This is a genomic window from Corallococcus sp. AB038B (genome assembly GCF_003668955.1).
Lineage (GTDB): Bacteria > Myxococcota > Myxococcia > Myxococcales > Myxococcaceae > Corallococcus > Corallococcus exiguus.
Map to the genome: position 1 here is coordinate 340,401 of NZ_RAWO01000002.1, position 21,522 is coordinate 361,922.

Consider the following 21,522-nt stretch of genomic DNA (forward strand, 5'->3'; position numbering starts at 1 on the left):
CCATGAGCGACCCTTCCTCGCGACACAAGGACCTGCCGACGTACGCGGTGCCGCTGGGGCCGGAGGGCGCCACGGTGTCGCTGTACGTGCCCCGCGTGGCGCCGAGCGTGCCCACGTCCCTGTTGCACAAGGTGGTGGCGGGGGACCGGTTGGACCTGCTCGCGCAGCGCTACTTCAGCGACCCGTATCAGGCGTGGCGCATCGTGGACGCCAACCCCACCTTCGAGCCCGAGGCGCTCCTGGAGCCGGGAACGGTGCTGTTCATCCCGGAGAAGCCCTGATGGCGGATCAGCGCGCGGCGTTCCTCCAGCTGTGGATCGACGGGCAGCCCATGACGGACGCCCGCGGCCGGGTGTCGCGTCTGGAGGTGGACGAGCGCACCGACGACGCGTCCTCCTTCCACCTGTCCCTGGACATGGCGCCCACGGACTCGGGGGACTGGGACGCGCTGGCGGACGGGCGCTTCGCGCTGCTCAAGCGCGTCACCATCAGTTTCGGGCTGGGCGCTCCGGACAGCGAGGCGCCGGACGTGCAGGAGGTGGTGTTCGACGGCTACATCACCGCGGTGGAGCCGTACTTCGGCCCCTCGCGCATGCCGGACTCGTCGCTGGAGGTGTACGGGCTGGACGCGTCGTGCCTGATGCACCTGGAGGAGCGCACGCGCTCGTTCAGCGGGCTGTCCGACGCGGGCATCGTGCGGCAGCTGTACGGTGAATACGGCTTCGCGCTGGACGTGCAGGAGACGGCGCCCGTGCGCGACCCGGCGCGGGCGGTGGTGCTCCAGCGCGGAACGGATGCGTCGCTCCTCCGGTGGCTCGCGCGGCGCAACGGCTTCGAGGTCTTCGTGGAGCGCAAGCAGGGGCCGGTGGGCGCGGGCGCCAACGCGGCGCCGGAGAGCGTGGGCCACTTCCACCTGCCCCGGCCAAATGGTCCGAAGCAGCCGGACCTGTCGCTCATTCCTCGCTCCACGCCGACCGTCATTGAGCTCAAGGCGCGCTGGGAGAGCCACCGCCCCACGGAGCTGCATGGCGAGCACATCGACGAGCGGACGCGGCGGATCCGCTCCGCCACGGTGACGGCGCCTCGCTTCCCGCGCATGGGGCCCACGAGCCGAGCGGACATCCTGAAGGCGCGCATGGCGGCGGTGCTGCCGAAGCGGCCCCAGACGAAGGCAGTGGGCCTGCAGTACGTGGACGTGCCGCACGACGTGCCGGAGGTGGAGAACCTGGCGTGGTCGGACTACCGCGAGGCGGACTGGCTCGCGGAGGCGAACGGCACGGTGCAGGGCCTGCGCTACGAGCGCATCCTTCGCGCCCGGCGTCCGGTAGGGATCGTGGGGGCGGGCAAGCTGATGGATGGCACCTGGTACGTGCGCGGCGCCCGGCACCGCTGGGTGTGGGCGGAGGCGCTGGCCCGCTACGAAGTGGATGTGGACCTGGCGCGCGACGCGCTCAACGGGGTTGCGTGATGGGGCGCGGCCTGAACTTCCCCTTCCAGCTGGGAGACCTGGGCACTCCGCGCACGGTGGGTCCCTCGCAGGTCATCCGCCAGCAGTTGGAGCAGTTGCTCTTCACGCTGCCCGGGGAGCGGGTGAACCGGCCGCGCTTCGGATGCGGCGTGCAGCGAATGGTGTTCGGCGCCGCGAGCCCGGAGGCCGCCGCCACGGCCGAGTACATCATCCGCCTCAACGTGCAGGAGTTCATGCGCGACCAGGTGCGCCTGGACGCAGTGAAGGTGAGCGCCGAGGACGCCACACTCTACGTGGACATCCTCTACACGCTGCTGGCGACGGGCGAGGAACACGCGGAGCTGTTCCGCCGGGACCTGGAGGCGCCGCCGTGAGCGCACGGGTCCTGACACTGCCGCTGGAGGCGTCGCTCGCGGAGGCACAGGCCGCGTTGGAGACCACTCCGCCGGGCGAGGTGGAGTGGGTGCTGCCCGTGGGCGAGGGCGTGCTCACCACGAACTTCGTCATCGGCACGCCCGCGCACGCGCTGCGGCTCACGGGCGGTCCGGGCGTGACGCTGAAGCTCGACGGCGGGACGCTCGAAGTCACGGGGCTCGTCACCGGATTGTCGGGCGTGACGGTGGTGGCTGTGGACGCCGGGCTGGTCCTCCTGGGGGCGCGGGTGGAGGTGTCGGACGTCACGGTGAGCGCCACGGCGTCCGGGGATTGCGCGGCGCTGAGCGTGGAGACGCCGGACGGCGAGGTGGCCATCGACTCGCTCACGGTGACGCAGGCGAGGGGCGAGGTGGCGACAGGGCTCCGGTTGCTGGCGACGGAGGCCCGCGTCACGGGGCTGTCCGTGGACGGCGTGAGGGCCACGGTGGGGGATGCCTTCGGCGTGCGCGCGGTCTGCCAACGTTCGCAGTGGGCGGACGTGGCGGTGCGCAACGTCATGGGCATGGAGACGGGCGTGGGCCTGGAGCTTGCGGGCTTCACCCGAGCGGACCTGTCCGGGCTCACGGTGTCGCAGGTCTCCGGGCCGAACGCGACCGGAGCGCGGGTGCTGGTGGCTCGGGAGGAGGGCGAGGGCCTGTCCATGGTGGACGTGTCCGTGAGCGAGGTGGATGCGTTCGGGGTGCAGTGGAGCATCGGGCTCTTGGTGGCCTCGGCGGGCGTGCTCCAGGTGCGTGGCTTCACCGTGCAGCGGGTACAGGGCGGGTTCCCGATGGGCGTGCTCGCATTGGGTGGGCGGAGCATCGAAGTGGCCATGGGCCAGGTGGAGGATGTCTCCGCCGGAACACGCGCCACGGGCATGCGGGTGCTGGGGGGACCCTCGCTGGAGCCGGTGGTGGTTCGTGACGTGGAGGTGAGCCGTGTGTCAGCGGCGCCTGTTCCGGTGTCCGCGCAGCCCGAGGCGTCCTGGTCGGACTGGCTCATCGCCGCGTTGGATGCACTGTCTGCTTCGGTCGTGGGGCCGCTGACGCTGCCTGCGTTTCCCACCGATGCGGACGTCGTGGGCCTGCACGTGGCCGCGCCGCTGGGTGGCCTGGAGCCGGTGCTGGACGTGGGCACGCCGGGGGAGATCGCCGTCGAGGACTGCTCCCTCTTCGTCATCACCGGCACCGCGTTGCAACTGGAGGGCGGACTGCGCACGGCGCTGGTGCGACGCACCGAGGCCTGGACGTCGGTGCACGCGGGCTGGCTCCAGGCGGAACAGCTGTTGCTCGCGCAGCTCACCTGGCACCGGCATGCGCATGGGCTGCAGCTGGGGCCCGGGGAGATTCGCGCCTACGACTCGCTCTTCACGGCCATCGTGGGCGCGCCGTTCGTGCTGGAGCCGGACGCGGAGCTGTCCGCCTCTCCCGCGCTGTTCGCTCAGGGCGCGGCCCCGCCGTTCCTGGAGGTGGGGCCACTGCCGTATCGGACGCCGGGGACTCCGGAGATTCCTCCGGTGTTGCTCACTGGCGGCCTGCCGCCCCCGGAGACCGTGGACCTGCGGCTGGTTCCGGATGCTGCCATCTCGCGGGCGGCCGTGCCGGTTCCGGGCGATGGTCCTCGCGACCCGCCGCCATTCATTGGCGCGTGGGCTCCGGACGTCGTGCCGGGCTGTGACGTGAGGGATCCGCAGCCGCGCCCGTGGCTCGCGGCCCCGGAGCGTCCGGCGCCTGGCGCGCTGGTGGACTACCAGGCTCGCGATGCGCAGTCGTTGCTGGCGGTGATGCTGGAGCGGGCTCGCACGGTGATGTCGCCGTGGGAGGACCGGGGGCCCGCGGACTTCACGACCATGTTGCTGGAGGCCGTGGCCGCGCAGCTGGACTCGCTGGCGTACCAGCAGGAGCGCGCGGTGGTGGAGGGCTTCCTGGAGGAGGCCCGGTTGCGGCGCTCCGTGGAGGACCACGCGCGCGGACTGGATTACGTGCCGGATCCGGGGCTCTCCGCCACGGTGATGCTGCGGTTCCGATTGGATCCGGAGGCGCTCGCGGCGTTGGTGAAGGCGCGGCTGGAGGAACTGAACCTGTCGGTACTTCCGCCCGGCACCACCGCGCTGGAGTTCCTCACCGGTGGCGGCGTGCTGGAGATTCCCGCTGAAACGCTGGTGGCGAATGTCTCCACGGACGAGCACTCGCTGGTGTTCGTCACTGAGTCGCCCCTGTCGTACTTCCCCCGGCTGGAGATCGTGACGCTCGCGGAGTCCGTGCAGTTGGGGGACACGGGCGCCACGCTCGCGGGTCTGTACCCGGAGCTGGAGCCCGGCCGTTGGCTGATCCTCTACCGGGGCCGCGGCGAGAGCGGGCACGTGGTGCGAGTGACCTCCGTGGCGCTCGCCACCGATACGACCTTTGTCGGGTGGGATCCCCGCAGGTTCGCGCCGGAGGTGTTCCTGGCGCCGGGAGACCCCGCACCCGGGCCTCGCGCGACGGTTCTGGGCAACGTGATACCCGCGCATCACGGACTACCGGTGACGCCGCTTCCAGAGGGCTTCGAGGCGGACTCGGCGGAGCCCTTCGCGCGCAGCCTCGCGCAGTGGCGCGCGTTGCTGTCCCCGGTCGTGGACGGCAGCGAGGAGCGCGAGTTCGCCCTGCCGTTCCATCCAGTCAGCGTCCAGGCCTCCGGGTATCCACTGCCGGAGGAGACGTCGCGGCGCGGGACGCCCCAGCTCCAGGTGAGCGTGGAGGATGACCCCTGGACACTGGTGGACGACCTGTCCGTCCAGGGGCCGGGGGATGAGGTGTTCGTGCTGCGTGCGACCCCCACGGGTGGTGCCAGCCTGCGCTGGGGCGACGGCGTCAACGGCGCCTTGCTTCCGCCCCGGGAGACGGCGCTGGGACTGTCGCTGCGCGTGGGGCTGGGGACGGTGGCCAACGTGGGGGAGGGCGTGCTCACGCGGTTGCTCCAGGTGCCGTTGGATCCGCAGCGCTCCGCGTCCGCGGGCGAGCTGCTGGCCCAATCGATGGACGACTTGCGCGCGTTGGTGCGCGTGGACAATCCGCTGCCCGCGGTGGAGGGACGCGACGCGGAGTCGCTCGACTCCATTCGCTACCGTGCGCCGGCGGGCGTGTCGCAGCCGCTGTCCGCCGTCACGGTCGACGACTATGTGCGGATGCTCCAGCAGCTGCCGGAGGTTGCGGGAGCTTCGGCGCGCGCCGTGGACCGGGACCTGCGCACGGTCATCCGCGTGACGGTGTTGCTGCGCGACGAGGACACGCTCGACCGCGACGAGCTGCTGCGCCGATGGGCGGGGGTGCGCAGTCGCCTGGAGGAAATACGCCTGCTGGGCGTGGACGTGGAAGCGCTGCCGCCCAAATGGGTGCCGCTCGACTTGGACCTGGAGGTGGATGCCGCGCCGTATGCGCAGGCCGACCAGGTGCGCGGCGCGGTGGTGGGCGCCATCGCGGGGGACGGCGGCCTGTTGGATCCGGACCGCTCTGGCCTGAACGGCGACGTGCAGCTCGCGGACCTGTACCAGGCGGTGCTGCGCGTCCCGGGCGTGACGGCGGTGCGGGTGAAGCGCTTCCGCCGGCTGGAGCCTCAAGCGCAGGAGCGGCTGGAGGCGGGCGTCATTCCCATTGGACCCGACGAGGTGGCCACTGCTCGGGGTGGTTACTGGCCGGGGTCTGAAGGCGTCCTCACCGTGCAGGTGTGCGGAGGACTGCGATGAGCCGCGTTCCCTCCACGCACCAGGCGCTGACGCATGAGCAGCTCCGCACCCGGCTGGGCGAGTCGGCGCGCATCGTCTTCACCCGGCTGGACGAAGCGCCCACGTGGAATCCGCTCGCGTACGCGGCGCCCTCCTCGGTGGACCTGGGGCGGGGGCTGCTGGACAGCGTGGCGCTCGCGCTGCACGTGCTGTGGACGTATCAGCAGGCGTGGGCGGAGGAGAGCTTCCTCGCCACCGCGCGGCTGGAGGACTCCGTCTCCAAGCTGCTCGGGCACATTGGTTATCGGCCGAGCCCGGGCACCGCGGCGGTGGGGCTCCAGCACTTCCGCTGCAAGGCGAACGTGCGCGGCACGCTGTCGCCGGGAACGGCGGTGAATTCAGCGGCGGAGGGGGAAGAGACCGCCGCTGTGTTCGAGACGCTCGCGGCGCTGCGCCTGCTTCCGGAGCTCAACGAGCTGCGCGCGTTCCTGCCTCCTCTGGTTGGAGTGGGGACAGGAGCTGGAACCGGGACGGGGACGGAGACAGGTGGGGGAACGGGAACAGGTGGAAGCACGGGGACGGGTGGTGGGACCGGTGCGCCTTCCGGCGAGGCGGGTGAGCCCGGGGCTCCGGCCCCCACGGGCGGCATCTTCGGGCCCGGCTCGGTGGTCGCGGGGCTTCAGGATCGCATCGAGGTGCAGCGCCACGGCCCGTTGGAGGAACGGCAGGTGGCTCGAGCGAAGCAGGATGCTCGCAAGCTGGCGTCGTTGATGAAGACGTTGGACCTGGGCGGGGATGCGGCGTGCAAGAGCACTCTGGACGCGCTCTGCGAACAACTGTGCGAGGCCCAGAAGGTCGTGGCGCAGGCGGTGCCTCCGCCCGGCCGTCCCGTGGGCGCGTTGTCCGAGTCGCAGGAGATCCTCGCCCGCCAGCTCCGCAACTTGCAGAAGCGGCAGGCGGACGCACTGGCCGCGTTGGAGGAGGCGCTGGCCCCGTGCGCGGACGAGGACCCGACCGTGCACGCGGTCCGGTTGGACAAGATGGTCACGTTCCTGGATGCCTTCGTGAACAGCCTCATCCAGGAGGCGCGGGATCAACTCGTCATCCTCAAGGGCAGTGAGGCGCTGAACCGGGCGGACCAGGCCTTCGGCGCGGAGGCGGGAGTGGCCCGGCCGTTGGGCGTGGCGGCATCCGGAACGGACACGCTCTACCTGCTGCCACTGACGGATGCTTCCGGGCTCACCTCTCAGGATCCGCCGGTGCGGCCAGGAGACTGGTTCGTGCTGGCCGAGGACGTGGAGCGCCTGGGCCCCGGAGGAGCGAAGGGCACGGAGCGGATCTACCGCGAAGCGCTGCGAGTGCTGCGGGTCCGCACGGAGGTTCCGCCCGGTCAGCGAACGCCGATGACGCAGGTGACGTTCCAGCCACCGCTGTCGCGCGCGTACGCGTTGGACGGCGTGGTGCTGCTGGGAAACAACACGCTCGTCAGCGAGGGCTCCACGGTGGAGGAGGTCGCCGTGCCCGCGCTGGATCTGCGCACGGTGTCACTGCTGCACGGGCCGGTGACCTGGTTGCGCGACCCGAGCCGCGCGGGAGGCCGCCGGCCGGAGGTATCCCTGACGGTGGGGGGACTCGCGTGGCATCCGGTGGATTCGTTGTTGGACGCGGCGCCGGATGAGCTGGCCTTCGCGGTGGAGTCGCTGCCGGCCGGGGCCGCGCGGCTGCGCTTCGGAGAAGGGGACCACGGTTCTGCGTTGCCCCTGGGCGCGGAGGTGCGGGTCCGCTACCGCGTGGGCAGAGGGACGGGAGGCAACCGGGCCGCGCTGCGGCTGCTGGCGATGGCGAGCCCGCATCCCTGCGTGGAGAAGACGTTCAACCCGCTGCCGCTGGCCGGAGGAACGGATCCGGAGGCACCGGAGTTGGCGCGCGTGCGAGGGCCCGCCACGGTGGGCGCGATGGACCGCGCCGTGTCGCTCTCGGACGTGCAGGCGCTGACGTTGGTGTTCGACGGCGTGCACCGCGCGAACGTGTTCCGGGATGGCGTGCGCCGCCGTTCGTTGAAGGTGGTGGTGGCCGGGCCGGAAGGAGCAGCCCTGGGCGCAGCCGATCTGGAAGCACTCCACGCGCATCTGGCGGCACGGGTTGCGCCGAAGGTGGAGCTGAACCTGATCAATCGGCAGCGCGTGGAAGTGCGGCTGCGGGTGCTGCTGCGCGTGGTGAAGGGCGCGGATCCGGTCGCGGTGCTTCAAGAGACGCGCCTGCGGCTGGGCGTGGACCGCGACCCGGATCGTGAGCCTGGTCTGCTGGATCCGGATCGCGTGGAGCTGGGACAGGATCTGCAGCTGTCGGACGTGTACGGCGCGCTCGCGGAGATCACGGGCCTGCGCTCGGTGGTGGTGCAGCGGCTGCATCGCGAAGGCACGCCGCCAGCCCTCTTCGAGCGCATCGTCACCGCGCCCGGCGAGCTGCTCGCGTGGGCCCCGCCGTCCGGAGAAAGCGATGGCGTCGCGCTCACCTACGAGGAGGCCCAGGACCTATGAGCCCCGCCTCGACGCGCCCGACCGGCCCCCGCCCCACGTCTGCGGACATGGGGTCAGTCTCCGTGGCTGAGAAAGAGGGAACCCTGCGGGGACTCCCGGCTGCGGCGCACCGCATGAACCTGTCCGACAGCCGGACAGGATTGAAGGACCCAGGTCGGGGACCTCAGCGCCCGCCGAGCTGCGGAAACCTGTCCGACAGTCGGACAGGTTTTGAGGACGCAGGCGGGGGACCTCTGCTCCTGCCGAGCTGCGGAAACCTGTCCGACAGTCGGACAGGTTGGGACCGTGTCGGGCGGAAGGTGCACGGCATTGATGTTCGGGCGCTTGGTGCGGCGCGTTACAGCGTGGCCGCGACGCTTCCGGTCGTGGAGGGGCAGGCCCCATGAGCCCTCCTTCTCAGCGGCTGATCCAGCTCCTTCCGGGGCTCTACCCGGCGCGGGACTCCACGCTCGCGGATCAGCCGCTCCTCAAGCTGCTCGCCGTGCTGGGCATGGAGCTGGATGCGTTCGCGCGCGCAGTGGATCAACTCTGGGATGATCATTTCGTGGAGCGTGCAGGCCCGCAGGCGCTGCCGTTGCTCGCGGAGTTGATGGGCGCACGGCTGATCACCGACAACCCTCGCGTGCAGCGCGGAGTGGTGGCTCGCGCGGTGGCGTGGCGACGACGGAAGGGCACGCTCGCGTCGCTGGAGGAGGTGCTCTCCGTCACCAGCCTCTGGGACGCGGAAGTGGACGAGTCCTTCCGTTCGCTGCTGGAGACCCAGGACCTCAACGACCTGCTGCCCTGGCGCGGCCGCAGCGCGGTGATGTGGGATCCCATCGGCCTCGCGGATCCGCTCACCCGCCGCTCGCCTGGCATCGAGCGTCCCCGCGACGGTGTCCCGGAGCGTGGCCTCTTCATTGGCGTCGCGCCCGGCGAGACGCTGGACCAGGCTTTGCGCCGACTGGGGAGCGCGGACGCAGGCCGTGTTGCCGCGACTCCGCGCACGCTGGACCTGCTGGGCTGGGCACGTCCGGATGTCGCCCTCATCCGCACCGCGCGCCTGACGCCCGTGGAGTTGGAGGAAGTCACCCCGGCCACCGTGCTCACGCTGCCCAACGGCTACCGGGGCTTTCGCGTGGATCCACTCGACCGCGATGCTCCCCTGGTGTGGCTCAAGCCCCTGGAGCGCGCGGACCTCACGGGAGGCCTCACCGCTCGCCATGAGCCCGCGCCTCCGTCGCTCGTCACGGGACGCACGGCGGCGATGCTGCTCACCCCTACCTCGCTGGCCGAGGACGCCGACGCCGCTGAACGCGCGGATGCCATCACCGTCTCCGTCGACGGCATTCCGCTGGTGGGACCGGAAGCCCTGCCACTCCTGCGCGGGCCGCTGCCCACCGCGCCCGTGGGGCCCTCGCCCACGCTGCGCTTCGCGGACCGGGGCAGGCCTTCGCCCGGAGACACATGGCGACTGACGCTGCTGGCCGCGCGTGAGAACTCGGACACGGTGCTCCTGTCCACCGAGCTTGTGGCGGACGCACTGAATGCCGTCACCGTCACGCCGGAAGCGAACCAGCTCCTGGGTGGCACCACGGCGGCGTTGCTCGTTGAACGGGTGAGCGGTGATCCGCGCCTGCGCGACGCGGACGGCACGTGGCGCACCCTCACCGTGGGGCTTCGCCAGGGGCCTCCTCGCAGCAACGCCATCCGCGTGGATCTGGCCGGTGCGCCGTGGGTCGCTCGCATCGAGCAACACCTCGCGGATGGCAGCCTGCGCCTTGCCCGCTTCGACGCGAGCGCTGACGGCGCGCCCTGGCAGGTGACGGAGCTCATCGGCGCGTTGCCTCCAGACGGTCCAGGCATGTCCCTGGCCATTGCTGGTGACTCACTGTTGCTGGTGGCGCCGGACGGCACGGGGAAGCTGGGCGTGTGGTCGGTGACGGGCCTGGACACCGCGACTCCGACGGGGACGCGGTTGGACACCGCGAGCCCACGGCAGCCCTCGGCGCGACTGGCTCCCAGCCTGTGCGTGCGCGGCGGCCGGCTCTTCGTCTTCGGCGGTGACCTGGGCGGCGCGCCCACTGGAGACCTCTGGTCGCTGCCGGTCACGGGCGGACCGTGGCGGCCCCATGCAGTGCGCAACCGCCAGGAGCGCAAGGCCGCGACGCTGCTGAGCACGGCGCAAGGACTGATGCTCGTGGGCGGCGAGGCCGTGACGGGAGAACTGGCCGTGCCGGTGATGCTCTGTGACCCGGCCTCCGCGAGCCCTGTCTGGCGCCCCCTGGCCCCACTGCCCATCACCGCGAACCTGCCAGGCACGCTCGTGGCAACCACCACCGCCGACGGCGTGGAGGCGCTCGTCTGGGCGGACACGACGCGTCCTCAACGGATGACGCTGAAGGCAGGCGAGGATGCCTGGGTCGCCGGACTGCTGGAGGCCTCGGGCACGAACCCGCCGGTTCCGGGCGAAGCGCTCTACGTCGATGGGCGCGTGCTCCTCACGGATCCGGCGCCGCTGCCCGCGTCGGAGATCGTCTTCTCACTGGGCGGTCGCGGCTACCTGGCCTTCCTGCCAGAGCTGGCCCTGCTCCCGGATGAACTCCTGCGCTTCAACGTCGCCAACGACGGCGCCGCGTTCATCGAACCTCGCGAGGGCCAGCCGCTCCCGCTCGATTCCCGGCCCGGCGGTGCGTACCACTCGAGGGATGCTTCCGTGGCCGGCGGTGCGCGGCGCTATTCGGTGCCCGGACGGCTGAGTCGCCACCCGTTCCAGCTGCGCCAGCGAAGCCTGGGCCCGTGGACGAAGCTCGCTCCGAGCATCGCCTCCGGCATCGTCGCGGTGGATCCACGCCTGGGCCGCGTCGTGATCCAGGACGACGCACCCGTGGGCCGTGTCACCGTCTCCGCGCGGGTAGGGCGGGGCGCCTCATTGGGAGCGGGGCTGCTTCCTCCGGACCGCCGTCCGCCCGCCGCGTGGGCGGAGCCGGACTTCCCGTTCATCGATCCGCCGGACCGTCCTGGCGACCGCTCCGGCACCGGCCTTCCTGTCACCGCGTGGATCTCCCCGGAGCGCGCGGGCGGAGTGCTGGCGGCCGGAGGCCAGGAGCGGCCCATCGTCGCCACCGTCGCGGATGGACTCCAAGCCGGAGCACCTCCGGTGCTGGGCCTCATCGGTTCGCCGCGTCTTGCTCCGGAGCGTCTGTCACAGGGCCTGGACAACGGGCTGTCCCTCTTCGCCGCGGACACGGGCGCGGCGCCATGCATCGGCGCGGACGAGCACGGCCTCTCGCTGGCGCTCTACCCGGGCTTCGGAGGCAGCGCGGCCACGCGCGTGTGGCTCGCGGGCTTGTGGCTCGCGGGGCGGCTGGACCTGGTGCTCGCTCGGGGGCAGGCGGATCTGCGCTGGTGCAACCTGGGCGCGCCCGGACAGGTGGGCGTGTGGATGCCGGGCGGTGGGCACCAGGACATCAGCGCGCGGCGTTCGCTGCCTCCCGCCGACGTGGAGCTGCGCCTCTACGGCTGCATGGTGGGCGTCATCGAGCTGCCGCCCTGGGTGCACCTCATCGCCGCGGGCTGCACCTTCGACGCCGGAGACCGCGACGCCGTCGCCATCCGAGCGGCGGGCGCGACCGTGCGACTGCGGCACTGCACGGTGCTCGGGGCCACGGAAGCGGGTGTGCTGGAGGCTTCCTCCTGCGCCTTCGCGGGCGAGGTGCGCACGGACCGGCCGGACCTGGGCTGGCTGCGCTACAGCCTCTTCGCGCGCGGCGGACAGCCTCCGGTGTCGCACCAGTCGCGGGTGCACACCGTGTCCTTCCAGTCGAACCGCCAGACGGACCCGGGCTACCTCGTCCTGGGCGACAACAACGGCCCCGAAGCGCTCCACGCCTCCGAGCGCGGCGGAGTCCCCGGTGCCCACGACGAGCGCTCTGACCACGAGCGCGAACTCTCCGCGCGCACCGACGACAGCATGCCCATTGGCATCACGCCCTTCCACGCCGACCGCAGCCAGGACGACCTCGTTCGGATGAGCCGACCATGACCGTGAAAGCGTACACCTCCAGGTCCCGCTTCGACGAAGCCCGGCGATTCTCCGGCGTCTATCAGCAGATGGGGCGCATGAGCCTCGACGCTGACTGGAACGAGGAGGTGCGGCTGCGCACCGTGGACTCGCGCCGCCGCTCCGCCGACGTCGCCGAGGGCTCGCCCGACGACGGCTTCCGCATCGTCGACACGTACCTGGTGGATCCCATCCGCAACGTGCTCGGCTGGACGGGGCAGGGCCTGCCCGCGGACGACGAGCGCATCATCCCGCGCGAGCTGCGCCTGGACCGCTACGACTCGGAGACGCTGCCGTTCGTGGTGCGCAGCCGGGGCCACATCGCGCTGCGCCGCACGCTGCCCGCGCCGTTGGATCTCACGGCAGTGCCGCGCTCGGACAGCACCACCTTCATCGCCTCCGTGCTCGTCATCGGCCTGCGCTTCGAACGACCGCTCACCGACGATGAGTTCATCGACCTGCGCGTGGTTGTCGCGGACACGGAAGGGAACGAAGCGGTCCTCTCCGCCGGTCTGGGGCAGCGGCCCACGGGCTGGAACGACGTGCGCTTCCCCGTCGCCGCGTTCGCGGGCGTGGACCCGACGAAGCTGAGCTCCTGGGGCGTGCTGGGCCTGCCGCCCGTGGCCCGCACGTGGGTGGCCGCGCTGCGTGTGGAGGACGCGGCGCTGGGCGCCGATATCATTATAAGGGGTGGTGACGGGACGCTGCCGGGCGCGGGCCGCATGCTGCTCGACGGCGTGCGCATCTTCCTGGAGCAGGACCTGCGTTACTCCGTGCAGCCGGATCTACCGGAGGCGGATCCGCTGGCGGCGCTGCCCACGGACGGCACGCGGCACCACTTCTTCTTCCTCGACTGCTGGGAGCAGACCACCACCCAGTACGACGACGCGTTCCTGGAGGAGCCCGCGCTGGACGGCCAGGACACCACCGTGCGCCTGCGGCTCGTCACCCAGGTGCGCGCGCTCCAGGGTCTGGCTGACACCGACGCGGAGGTCCTGCCCACGCCCACCAGCGGCGCACGCCTCACCACCAACATCCCGAAGGGCGCGCTGCCAGACCGCTTCCCACCGGAGCCGCTGGACCCCTGTCGAGACCGCTGCCTGTCCACGGAGAACGCCTCCACGGGCGAGGGCTACACGGGCTCCGACAACCTCCACTTCCGCGTGGAGTTCTTCCGGGGCGGCGCGCAGCCGGTGGTGCTGTGGTCGCGAGACAACGGCTCCACGGTGCTCCCGCTGACCGCGCCCGCGGCGGCGGATGCGATGACGCTCCAGGTCTCCCCCGCGAGCGCCGCGAAGCTTCGCGCGGGAGACCTCGTCGTCATCGAAGACCGGGTCACCCGGCTCCAGCCCGAAGGACCGTCGCGGCCAGTGCTGCGGCGGCTGCGAGGCGTCCAGGCGGACACGGGCAAGCTGGAGCTGGCGGACGCGAGCACCGTACTCACCACGGACCCCGTGCCGCTCCCCGTGGGAGGCACGCTGGGCCGGGCCTTCGACCCGGAGCAGGGCGCGGTGGTGCGCCGGTGGGACGGCGGCGACCTGCTGGTGTCCAACACGCGCTACCGCTTCGACGACGGCATCACGCTGGCCTTCGGCAACACGGAAGGGCGCGCGACCGAATACTGGTCCTTCACCGTGCGAGTGCGCGCGGCGGACGGCGCGGCCCGGGGCGAAGTGGAGCAGCTCACGGACGCGCCCGTGCAAGGTCCGGTGCACCACTGCGTGCCACTGGCGCGAGTGACAGGCGGTGCGACGCGAATCTTCGAGGACCTGCGCCCGCGCTACCTGCCGCTCGCCCAGGTGCGAGACAGATTGGTGGAACTCTCCGAGCGCGTCATCGGCCCGGGCGTCTTCACGGTGGTGGTGGGCGACGGCGTGCGCAGCTTCGGCGACGTCGACCAGGACCTGCTCGAAGGCATCACCGGCGACGAGGCGCTCCAGGCGGCGGTGGACCGGATGGGAGGGCAGGGCGGCTCCATCTTCGTGCGAGCCGGCCGCTACAAGCTGGAGCACCCGGTGCTGCTGCGCAACCTGTCCTCCGTGCATCTCCTGGGCGACGGAGAGGCCACCGAGCTGCGCACCCAGGGCTCCGGCGGCGCCTTCTTCGTGGACCGCTGCGGCCTGGATGGCGACGTGCGCATCGAGGACCTCAAGCTGGTGGAGGCCCCCTTCGAGGACGTGGTGATTGGCGGAGGCCTCCAGCCCGTGGTGAAGGCGGTGAAGACGAGCGTGGCCATGTCGAACGGCCAGCGCTTCGTGCCGCTGGTGGAGGTGGACGACGACCGGGTGCTGGAGGAGGACGACGTGAAGCACCCGTCCGCCGAAGCCGACTTCGTGGACGTGGTCGTCGACCGCATCAAGGCCATCGTCCCGGGCCAGGGCCGCGCGGCGGGCTCCGTGGTGGCCACCCTGGTGCAGCTGCGCAAGCTGCAACGCCAGCACCCGGGCCAGCCGCTGGAGGACGTGCCGGAAGCAAAGCCGCTGCTCGACGCGCTGGCGGCGCTGCCGCACGGCGTGGTGACGCTGGCGGACTCCAGCGGCGTGACGCTGCGCCGCTGCCACATCCAGGCGAACCAGGCCGGCTCCGAGGCGACAGGCGTGCTGGTGACGGGCACCTGCGAGCGCATCGTCATCGACGAGAATCGCATCGGCGCGGCGACAGGCATCGCGGTGGCGCCGTATGCCCCGTATCTCGCGGAGCGCTTCCTCGCGTCCTTCCCGCGCGCGGGCCTCTTCGTGGACGCGCTGGCCATCACCAACAACCGGCTCCAGCCGCTGGGGGACGCGACCACGGGCATCCACGTGGCGGACGGACGCCTGGCGGGCGTGGAGGTGCGCGGCAACAGTGTCCAGGGCTTCCAGGTGGGCATCCTGGTGCAGGACCTGGCGGAAGGGGGACTCGCGGGGCCGGTGGACCGCGTGGTGGTGGCGGAGAATCAGATTCTGGGCTCCGCGGCCGTGGGCATCCAGGTCGCGGGCGACGGCGTGGACGTCGTGGGCAACGAGATCCGCAACGCCGTGTCGGACAGCTTGTTCCAGGTGGGCATCCAACTGGCGGGCCGGGCGCTGCGCGTGCGCGAGTCGTGGATCTCCCTGCCGGCCGTGCCCGCCGCGTCCGTGCTGGGCGTGGTGGCCGGCATCGTCGTGGGCGATGGCCTGGATGACGGCGCGTCCAACGGACGTCCCGCCTCGGACGTGGAGGTGGTGGACAACCGCATCGAAGGCGACGGTGAGTCCACGCCGGGCTTCGGCATCCTGCTGGGCGGTCCGCAGCCGGTGTTCGACGTGCGCATCCGGGGCAACGTGGTGCGCGCGCTGGGGGACTCGGCCGTGCGCACCTGGGGCACGGGCGGCGCGGTGGGACGCCTGCGCGTGGAGGACAACCGTTTCGAACAGGTGGCGCTCGCGGACGTGCCTTCGCAGGAGGACAACACGCTGGCGCTGTCCCGCCTGGACCCGGGTCTGGAGGCCGTGCTGAGCGCGGACGCGAAGTCCCGTCCCCGGCCGCTCGTGGAGGCGCTGCTCGCCAACGCCACGACCCGCGTGCGCGCCCCCCTGGACGCGGCGCTGCGCTGGCTGGAGCGGCTGACGCTCCGGGGCGCGGTGGTTCTCGCGGGCGTGGACGAGGCGCAGGTGCGCGGCAACCGGCTGCTCCAGGTGGGACGTACGCAGGCCTACGGCGCGCCCGGACTCCCGGACGCGGAGGTGCGCGCGGCGGGCATCGCGGTGGTGTCCGGCTCCGGCATCACCGTGGAGGGCAACGAGGTGGACGGCGTGCATGCGCCGGTGACGACGACGCAGCCGCCGCCCGTGACGGGCCCGGTGAAGCTGCCGCCCATCACCGTGGTGCTCCAGCAACTCAGTGTCACGAGTTCCACCGTCCGCCCGGAGCGCGCGAACGTGCACGGTGCCGTGGTGGGCCTGTACTCCATCGTGTTGCAGTACACGGGCGCGAACGTGGACGGACGCCAGAAGCTTGGCCGGGGCCTGTACGGCCCGCTCGACACCCTGGTGGTGGAGCTGGAGGACCTGGGGACCGTGCCCGACTCCATTCTCTCCGCGCTGGAGAACGACGTCGCGGAGCTGCGCGCCGCCCAGAGCTTCAACGACCACACCCAGACCGCGCACGCGGTGCGCTCGTCGCTGAGCCGCGCCTCCAGCTTCACCGCGCCGGACCCCTTGTCCCAGGAGGCGTGGGACATGGTGGCGCAGTTCGATCTGGCCACCGTGTCCGGCAAGGACGCCGTGGCGACGACGGCGGACCGCATCAAGGGCGCCTTCGACTCGCTGGTGCAGGGCCTGCCCTCCGACACGAGGGAATTCCTCCTCAAGGCCCTGGCCCGGGTGCAGGGCGGGCCGGGTGACCTGACCGCGATCGTCACGCTGGCGGGGGCGTTGAGCCAGGTGGCCCAGCTGCGCGAGGCGCAGGCGCAGCGCGCGCGGCAGCCCGTCATCGGCCAGGCGGTGGGACCCAAGAAGACCATTATCGGGACCTTCGCCCAGGCCGCGCTGCAACAGCTGCCGCTCCAGCCGGGCACCCGCGACGCGAAGGCCAACACGGACGTGCTCGTGCAGCTGCGCCTGTCCAAGGAGGCCCTGACGGATCAGCTCCAGGAGCTCCACCCCGCGCTGGCCTCGCAGGTGGAGGCGGACTACCGCGACGTGGAGCGCACCGGCGGCAAGATGCAGCCGGTGGTGGACCGCATGCGCGCCACGCTCAAGCAGGTGCTGGACTTCACCACCGGCGTGCTGCCCCCGTCCGACGTCGCGCCGGAGGACGGCACGCGCATCGCGGCGCAGGGGATCACCGCCACCATTGGCCTGTACGCCACGAACCTGGACCGGCAGGCGGCGGGCCTCGTCACTGAATCCGACGACACGGTGGAGAAGCAGCTGCGCGCCTTCGGCACCGCGGTGGGGCAGCTGGGCGAGCTGGTGAGCGGCGACGCGGAGCTGTCCGCGCTCTCGTTGCAGGCGCACCAGGCGGTGCTCGACGCCATTGCCCAGCCGCAGAAGCGCATGGAGCAGGTGGCCATCGCCCGGAGTCTCCTGGACCGCATCCGTGTGCAGACGCTGGAGGTGCTGCCCATTCCTCTACCGCCCGTGCCGCCGAAGGCGGAGCCGCTGGAGCGCTGGGTCTCCGCCCTGGGCGCGCTGGTGCTGGCCGTGCGCGGCATGGCGCCAGGGCCGGTGCTCAGCGGCTCGTTGCAGCTCTACCTCTCGCAGTACGACCGTGTGCTGGACATCGCGGGCATCCAGGGGAGATTGCGCACGCTGGCGCTCCAGCGCGTGAGCGACGCCATCACCGCGCTCACCAGCGGCAACGGCGGCGTGCCCGCGCGCCAGGCCCTGCACCTGCTGGTGGACGAGCCCGCGACCACCGCCGCGGAGGCCGTCGTCAGATCCAGCACGGTGACGGCCGAGCTGGACGCCGCCGCGGTCCTGCTGCGCGCCGTGGAGCAGGCCCTGGACCCCGCCGAGGACGACGCATCGCGAGTCGCGCGGCTCCAGGAGTACCTGCGCCAGCGCTCCGACAAGGTCTCCGCGTCGCTCGTCGCCGTCGTCACCGGCATGCAGGCGCTGGACGCCATCCTGGACATGCTGCGCAAGTCGCTGGAGCAACTGGCGCGCGGCGAGGCGCCGGACCCCGGCGACCTGGTGGACCCCGTCTTCGACACCTTCCCGTTGCCCGCGGACGGTCTCTTCGTGTCCGGCGTGCAGGGCCGCGTGCGGCTGGCGGACAACACCGTGCGCGACACCGTCACCGGCATCACCGCCCTGGGCGCGGCGGGGCACCTGTTGACGGAGGCGCCCACGGATCCAGGCTCGCTGCTGGACGTGGACGGCAACCGGCTGGAGGGCTGCGCGGTGTCGGGCCTGCGGCTGCGGCCGGACCTGTCCGTGACGGTGGTCTCCGACAACCACCTCTTCGCGTGCGCGGGCCTGCCCACCGCGGGCGAGCCCGGCCTGGGCCAGGCGGTGGCCTCCTTCGTGGGCTCCGGCGAGCTGGTGGTGAAGGGCAACGTCTTCCTGGAGAGCGGCAACACGCTGCCGCAGGCAGTGCTCCACGAGGTGGCCATCGACTGGCGAGGCGAGACGGTGGTGCGCGGCAACACCGTGCGCCACGCGGGCGGTGGTGGCGGAGGCGCGGGCGTCCTCGTCGTCACCGACACGCTGCCTCCGGACCTGGTGGCGAAGCTGTCGCGCGTGCCCTTCCTCGCCACGGACCCGGTGCCCAAACCGGGCACGGATGGCCGCACGGTCGCCGGCAATTCGTCGCCGTCCTCCATCGCCACGCTCGCCTCGGTGCCCCGCGTGGAGGACCTGGTGCAGCTGGGTTCGCTGAAGCAGAAGTTCGCCGCGGGGCCGGTGCTCAACCGCGCGCTCGCGGTGACAGCCGCGGACTTCGTGCCCACCCTGAGTGCCAGCGCGGCGGCCTCGCGCTACCTCACGGCGACGACGGCGCTGGTGCAGCCCGCGCTGGTGGACTTCCTCGTCAGGCCCATCCCCATCCTCCCGAAGCCGGTGGTGAAGGCGAAGCGGGGCGTGCAGGTGGAGGGCAACGACATCACCGCGCGAGGCCCCGCGCTGCTCCTGCTGGGCAACGGCGGCGCGGTCATCTCCGCGGCCGTGTCCGGCAACGAGCTGCGCAGCGAGGGTGGCGTGGGCGCGGTGTACCTGCGCCGCGCGGACTCCACCGTCTTCAGCGGCAACCGGTGCCAGTGCCTGGACGCGGTGAACGTCGTCGTCCTGCGCGTGGAGAAAGCGCCAGTGACCTTCACCGGCAACGTGGTGCTGGGCGCGGAGACGGTGACGCCGCCCCCGCCGGTGGTGCGTCCCCAGTGGCTGATGCCCTCGGACAGGCTGACGCTCCAGATTCCCGTGGGCGGAGGCTCCACCCTGGGCGTGCCCCTGGACCAGGAGCTGCTCCTGGGCGGCCTCCAGCGCCGCCGCGACGTGGCGAGCGATGCCTTCTCCACGCTGCTCGCGGAGCTCGTCCTCCGACCCACGCCCCTCCCGCCCCAGGCCCGGGCGGAGGTCCCCGCCAAGGGCGTGCTGGACAACGCGACGATGCAGGACGTCCGCTCGAAGCTGCCCGCGACCATGGACGTGAGCATGGCGGCCCGGACGCTCTACGGCATCGCGGTGACGAAGGACGACTCGCCCACGAGCGCGCTACGGGACCTGGTGGACCGCGTCGCGATGCACGCGGACAAGCCCGAGGACGTGCAGGGCCAGGTGCGCTCCGTGCTGACCGCGGCGGACGGCGACCCGAAGAAGGCCCTCCAACTGGTGGACAAGAGCGTGCTCGGCATCGACTCGGCGGCGTCCACGGTGAAGGAGAGCATCCTCAACGTCTCCGTGCTGCACGAGGTGCTGGCGGACTCGTTCTACACGGGCGGCACCACCGGCCCCATCCCGGTGCAGGACGCGGGCATCCGGCCCCTCCCGCCGGAGCCGGCGCCGGATCCGTATGCCCACTCCGTCATCATCCTGGGCGGCTCGCGCGTGGCGGCCGTCGGCAACGCGACCACCTCCGGTGTGCACGTCCAGGAAGCCGACGCCGTGGTGGAGCTCAACCCGTAGCGCTGGAAGTCCCTTTCGCGAGGACACCCCCATGCCCGACCCCTTCGCCCTCAGTGGCCGTGTCGCCCTCCAGCGCACCGCGCTGCCCGAAGTCTCCCTCTCCGCCACGCCGGACGCGCCCGACGCGAAGGCCGCGACGCTGGAGAACCTGGCCGGCACGCGCGCGAAGCTGGACCTGGACACCTCCGTGCTCCGGGCGCTGGACGTGCGCATCTCCCGCCTGCCGCCGGTGCCCACGGTGCCAGTGACGCTCCAGGACCTGGTGCGCGCCGCGCGCCGCAGGCTCGCCTCCGAGCGCCAGCGCGACGTGGGCATCTGGGTGGACACGCGCGTGAAGCTGGCCACGCGGCTGGTGCAGAAACTGGAGGAGTGATGCGCAAGCTGCTCGAAGCCAGCATGGGGCAGCGCTGCTACCTCTTCACCACGTTGGGCCAGGTGTACGTGGGTCTGGTGGTGGAGCTCATCGACGACGTCGTCCACCTCACCGGGCCGGATGGCGCCACACCCGTCTACATCAACCTGTCGGACGTCTCCGGCGTGCGCCAGTACGACGAGGACGACGACCTGGGGAGCGCGCGATGATCGAACAACTGCTGCAGCAGCTCATCGAACGCACGGAGAGCCGCTACTTCGGCAAGTACCGGGGCTATGTGACGAACGTCTCGGACCCGCTCAACCTGGGGCGCATCCAGTGCGTGGTGCCGCGCCTGATGGGGGACGTGGCCACGGGCTGGGCCATGCCGTGCACGCCGTACGCGGGACCGGATCAAGGCCTCTTCGTGGTGCCGGACGTAGGCGCGGGCGTCTGGGTGGAGTTCGAGGGCGGAGACCTGTCCCAGCCCATCTGGAGCGGCATGTGGTGGGGGCAGCCCTCTCTCGCGGACCTGGGCCAGCCGGACTCCACCGCGCGAGTGGCCCCGGACGTCAGCGAGATTCCCAAGCACGACTACCCGCCCCAGTCCGCGGTGCCGGGCGTGCGGATGCTCAAGTCCGCCACGGGCCACTACATCGTCCTGGACGACCGGCCGGAGACCGCGCGCGTGGAGATCCACGACCGGCAGGGCAATCGCGTCATCCTGTCCGCGGAAGGCCTGGACCGGCTCATCAGCAACGAGCGCACGGTGAACGAGGGCAACCGCTCCGCGGAGGTGGACGGCGACGACCACCTGGAGGTGGCGGGCAAGCAGGATGAGACGGTGGACGGCAGCCACACCCGCGACGTGGGCGGGGACGTGTCGCTGCACGTGACGGGGTCGCTGACGGAGAAGGTGGACGTGGCGGGCTACTCGCGCACGGTAGGTGGCAGCGGCGTGAAGGAGATCGTGGGCGGCCCGCGAGAGGACCGCATCCAGGGCAGCCACACGCGCATCGTCTCCGGCGCGTCGCAGGAGACAGCGGTGGGGGGCTACGGCGTCACGTCCGGCGGCAACGTGAACTTCGCCGCGGGCAAGGCGGTGAAGGTGGCCGCGGCGATGCCAGACATGCCGGGCCCGTCGCTCAACGCCGTCTCCATCGACGCGCTGATGGGCAACGTGTCCATCAACACGATGCTGGGCATGTGCCAGGTGGGCGGCATCTCCGCCATCTCGCCCATGGTGCTGGGGGACGGGCTGGCCATCCACTTCACGATGCTGGCTCAGATCCTCAAGGCGGTGAACCCGATGACGGTGGCCGCGTACGGGCCGCTCCTGGATGTCTGGGCGGCGATGACGCCGATGCTGGACTGGTCCTACTTCGGCTTCGTCAAGCGCATGCCGGTGGGGTGACGC

The 21,522-nt window shown here is 71.8% G+C and carries 10 protein-coding genes; all 10 read left to right on the forward strand.

What is annotated here, in order from left to right:
* Positions 1 to 2 precede the first annotated feature (2 nt).
* The 10 genes from D7Y04_RS12595 (at position 3) to D7Y04_RS12640 (ending at position 21,519) form a co-directional block, all read left to right on the forward strand.
* Entirely contained in the window at positions 3 to 281 is a 279-nt protein-coding gene (locus D7Y04_RS12595; RefSeq protein WP_120574501.1) for a LysM domain-containing protein, read from the forward strand.
* Positions 281 to 1,468: a phage late control D family protein gene (locus D7Y04_RS12600; RefSeq protein ID WP_121759482.1), complete on the forward strand. Its 1,188-nt coding sequence runs from the start codon at positions 281 to 283 to the stop codon at positions 1,466 to 1,468. Before D7Y04_RS12595 ends, D7Y04_RS12600 begins: the two co-directional genes overlap by 1 nt.
* A complete protein-coding gene (locus D7Y04_RS12605; protein ID WP_121751450.1) occupies positions 1,468 to 1,842 on the forward strand; it encodes a GPW/gp25 family protein in 375 nt (124 codons plus the stop codon). The genes D7Y04_RS12600 and D7Y04_RS12605 overlap by 1 nt, the downstream gene beginning before the upstream one ends.
* The gene (locus D7Y04_RS12610) at positions 1,839 to 5,606 is read left to right on the forward strand and encodes a baseplate J/gp47 family protein (RefSeq protein WP_121759483.1); all 3,768 of its coding nucleotides are present in this window, start codon (positions 1,839 to 1,841) and stop codon (positions 5,604 to 5,606) included. Before D7Y04_RS12605 ends, D7Y04_RS12610 begins: the two co-directional genes overlap by 4 nt.
* Positions 5,603 to 8,125 (forward strand): hypothetical protein, encoded by a 2,523-nt coding sequence (locus D7Y04_RS12615; protein ID WP_121759484.1) that lies wholly within the window; start codon positions 5,603 to 5,605, stop codon positions 8,123 to 8,125. Before D7Y04_RS12610 ends, D7Y04_RS12615 begins: the two co-directional genes overlap by 4 nt.
* A gap of 382 nt (positions 8,126 to 8,507) precedes the next feature.
* Positions 8,508 to 12,149: a phage tail protein gene (locus D7Y04_RS12620; protein ID WP_121759485.1), complete on the forward strand. Its 3,642-nt coding sequence runs from the start codon at positions 8,508 to 8,510 to the stop codon at positions 12,147 to 12,149.
* A complete protein-coding gene (locus D7Y04_RS12625) occupies positions 12,146 to 19,753 on the forward strand; it encodes a right-handed parallel beta-helix repeat-containing protein (protein WP_121759486.1) in 7,608 nt (2,535 codons plus the stop codon). The genes D7Y04_RS12620 and D7Y04_RS12625 overlap by 4 nt, the downstream gene beginning before the upstream one ends.
* Positions 19,754 to 19,784: 31 nt before the next feature.
* Positions 19,785 to 20,126: a hypothetical protein gene (locus D7Y04_RS12630; protein ID WP_121751455.1), complete on the forward strand. Its 342-nt coding sequence runs from the start codon at positions 19,785 to 19,787 to the stop codon at positions 20,124 to 20,126.
* Positions 20,126 to 20,335: a hypothetical protein gene (locus tag D7Y04_RS12635; RefSeq protein WP_120565664.1), complete on the forward strand. Its 210-nt coding sequence runs from the start codon at positions 20,126 to 20,128 to the stop codon at positions 20,333 to 20,335. The genes D7Y04_RS12630 and D7Y04_RS12635 overlap by 1 nt, the downstream gene beginning before the upstream one ends.
* Positions 20,332 to 21,519, forward strand: a complete 1,188-nt coding sequence (locus D7Y04_RS12640) for a phage baseplate assembly protein V (RefSeq protein WP_121759487.1) — start codon at positions 20,332 to 20,334, stop codon at positions 21,517 to 21,519. Before D7Y04_RS12635 ends, D7Y04_RS12640 begins: the two co-directional genes overlap by 4 nt.
* Positions 21,520 to 21,522 lie beyond the last annotated feature (3 nt).

Excerpts from the sequence above, each read along its gene's own strand:
- D7Y04_RS12600 (WP_121759482.1), top strand. The coding sequence starts at position 281 with ATGGCGGATCAGCGCGCGGCGTTCCTCCAGCTGTGGATCGACGGGCAG.
- D7Y04_RS12630 (WP_121751455.1), top strand. The coding sequence starts at position 19,785 with ATGCCCGACCCCTTCGCCCTCAGTGGCCGTGTCGCCCTCCAGCGCACC.
- D7Y04_RS12615 (WP_121759484.1), top strand. The coding sequence starts at position 5,603 with ATGAGCCGCGTTCCCTCCACGCACCAGGCGCTGACGCATGAGCAGCTC.
- D7Y04_RS12640 (WP_121759487.1), top strand. The coding sequence starts at position 20,332 with ATGATCGAACAACTGCTGCAGCAGCTCATCGAACGCACGGAGAGCCGC.
- D7Y04_RS12620 (WP_121759485.1), top strand. The coding sequence starts at position 8,508 with ATGAGCCCTCCTTCTCAGCGGCTGATCCAGCTCCTTCCGGGGCTCTAC.
- D7Y04_RS12625 (WP_121759486.1), top strand. The coding sequence starts at position 12,146 with ATGACCGTGAAAGCGTACACCTCCAGGTCCCGCTTCGACGAAGCCCGG.
- D7Y04_RS12595 (WP_120574501.1), top strand. The coding sequence starts at position 3 with ATGAGCGACCCTTCCTCGCGACACAAGGACCTGCCGACGTACGCGGTG.
- D7Y04_RS12605 (WP_121751450.1), top strand. The coding sequence starts at position 1,468 with ATGGGGCGCGGCCTGAACTTCCCCTTCCAGCTGGGAGACCTGGGCACT.
- D7Y04_RS12635 (WP_120565664.1), top strand. The coding sequence starts at position 20,126 with ATGCGCAAGCTGCTCGAAGCCAGCATGGGGCAGCGCTGCTACCTCTTC.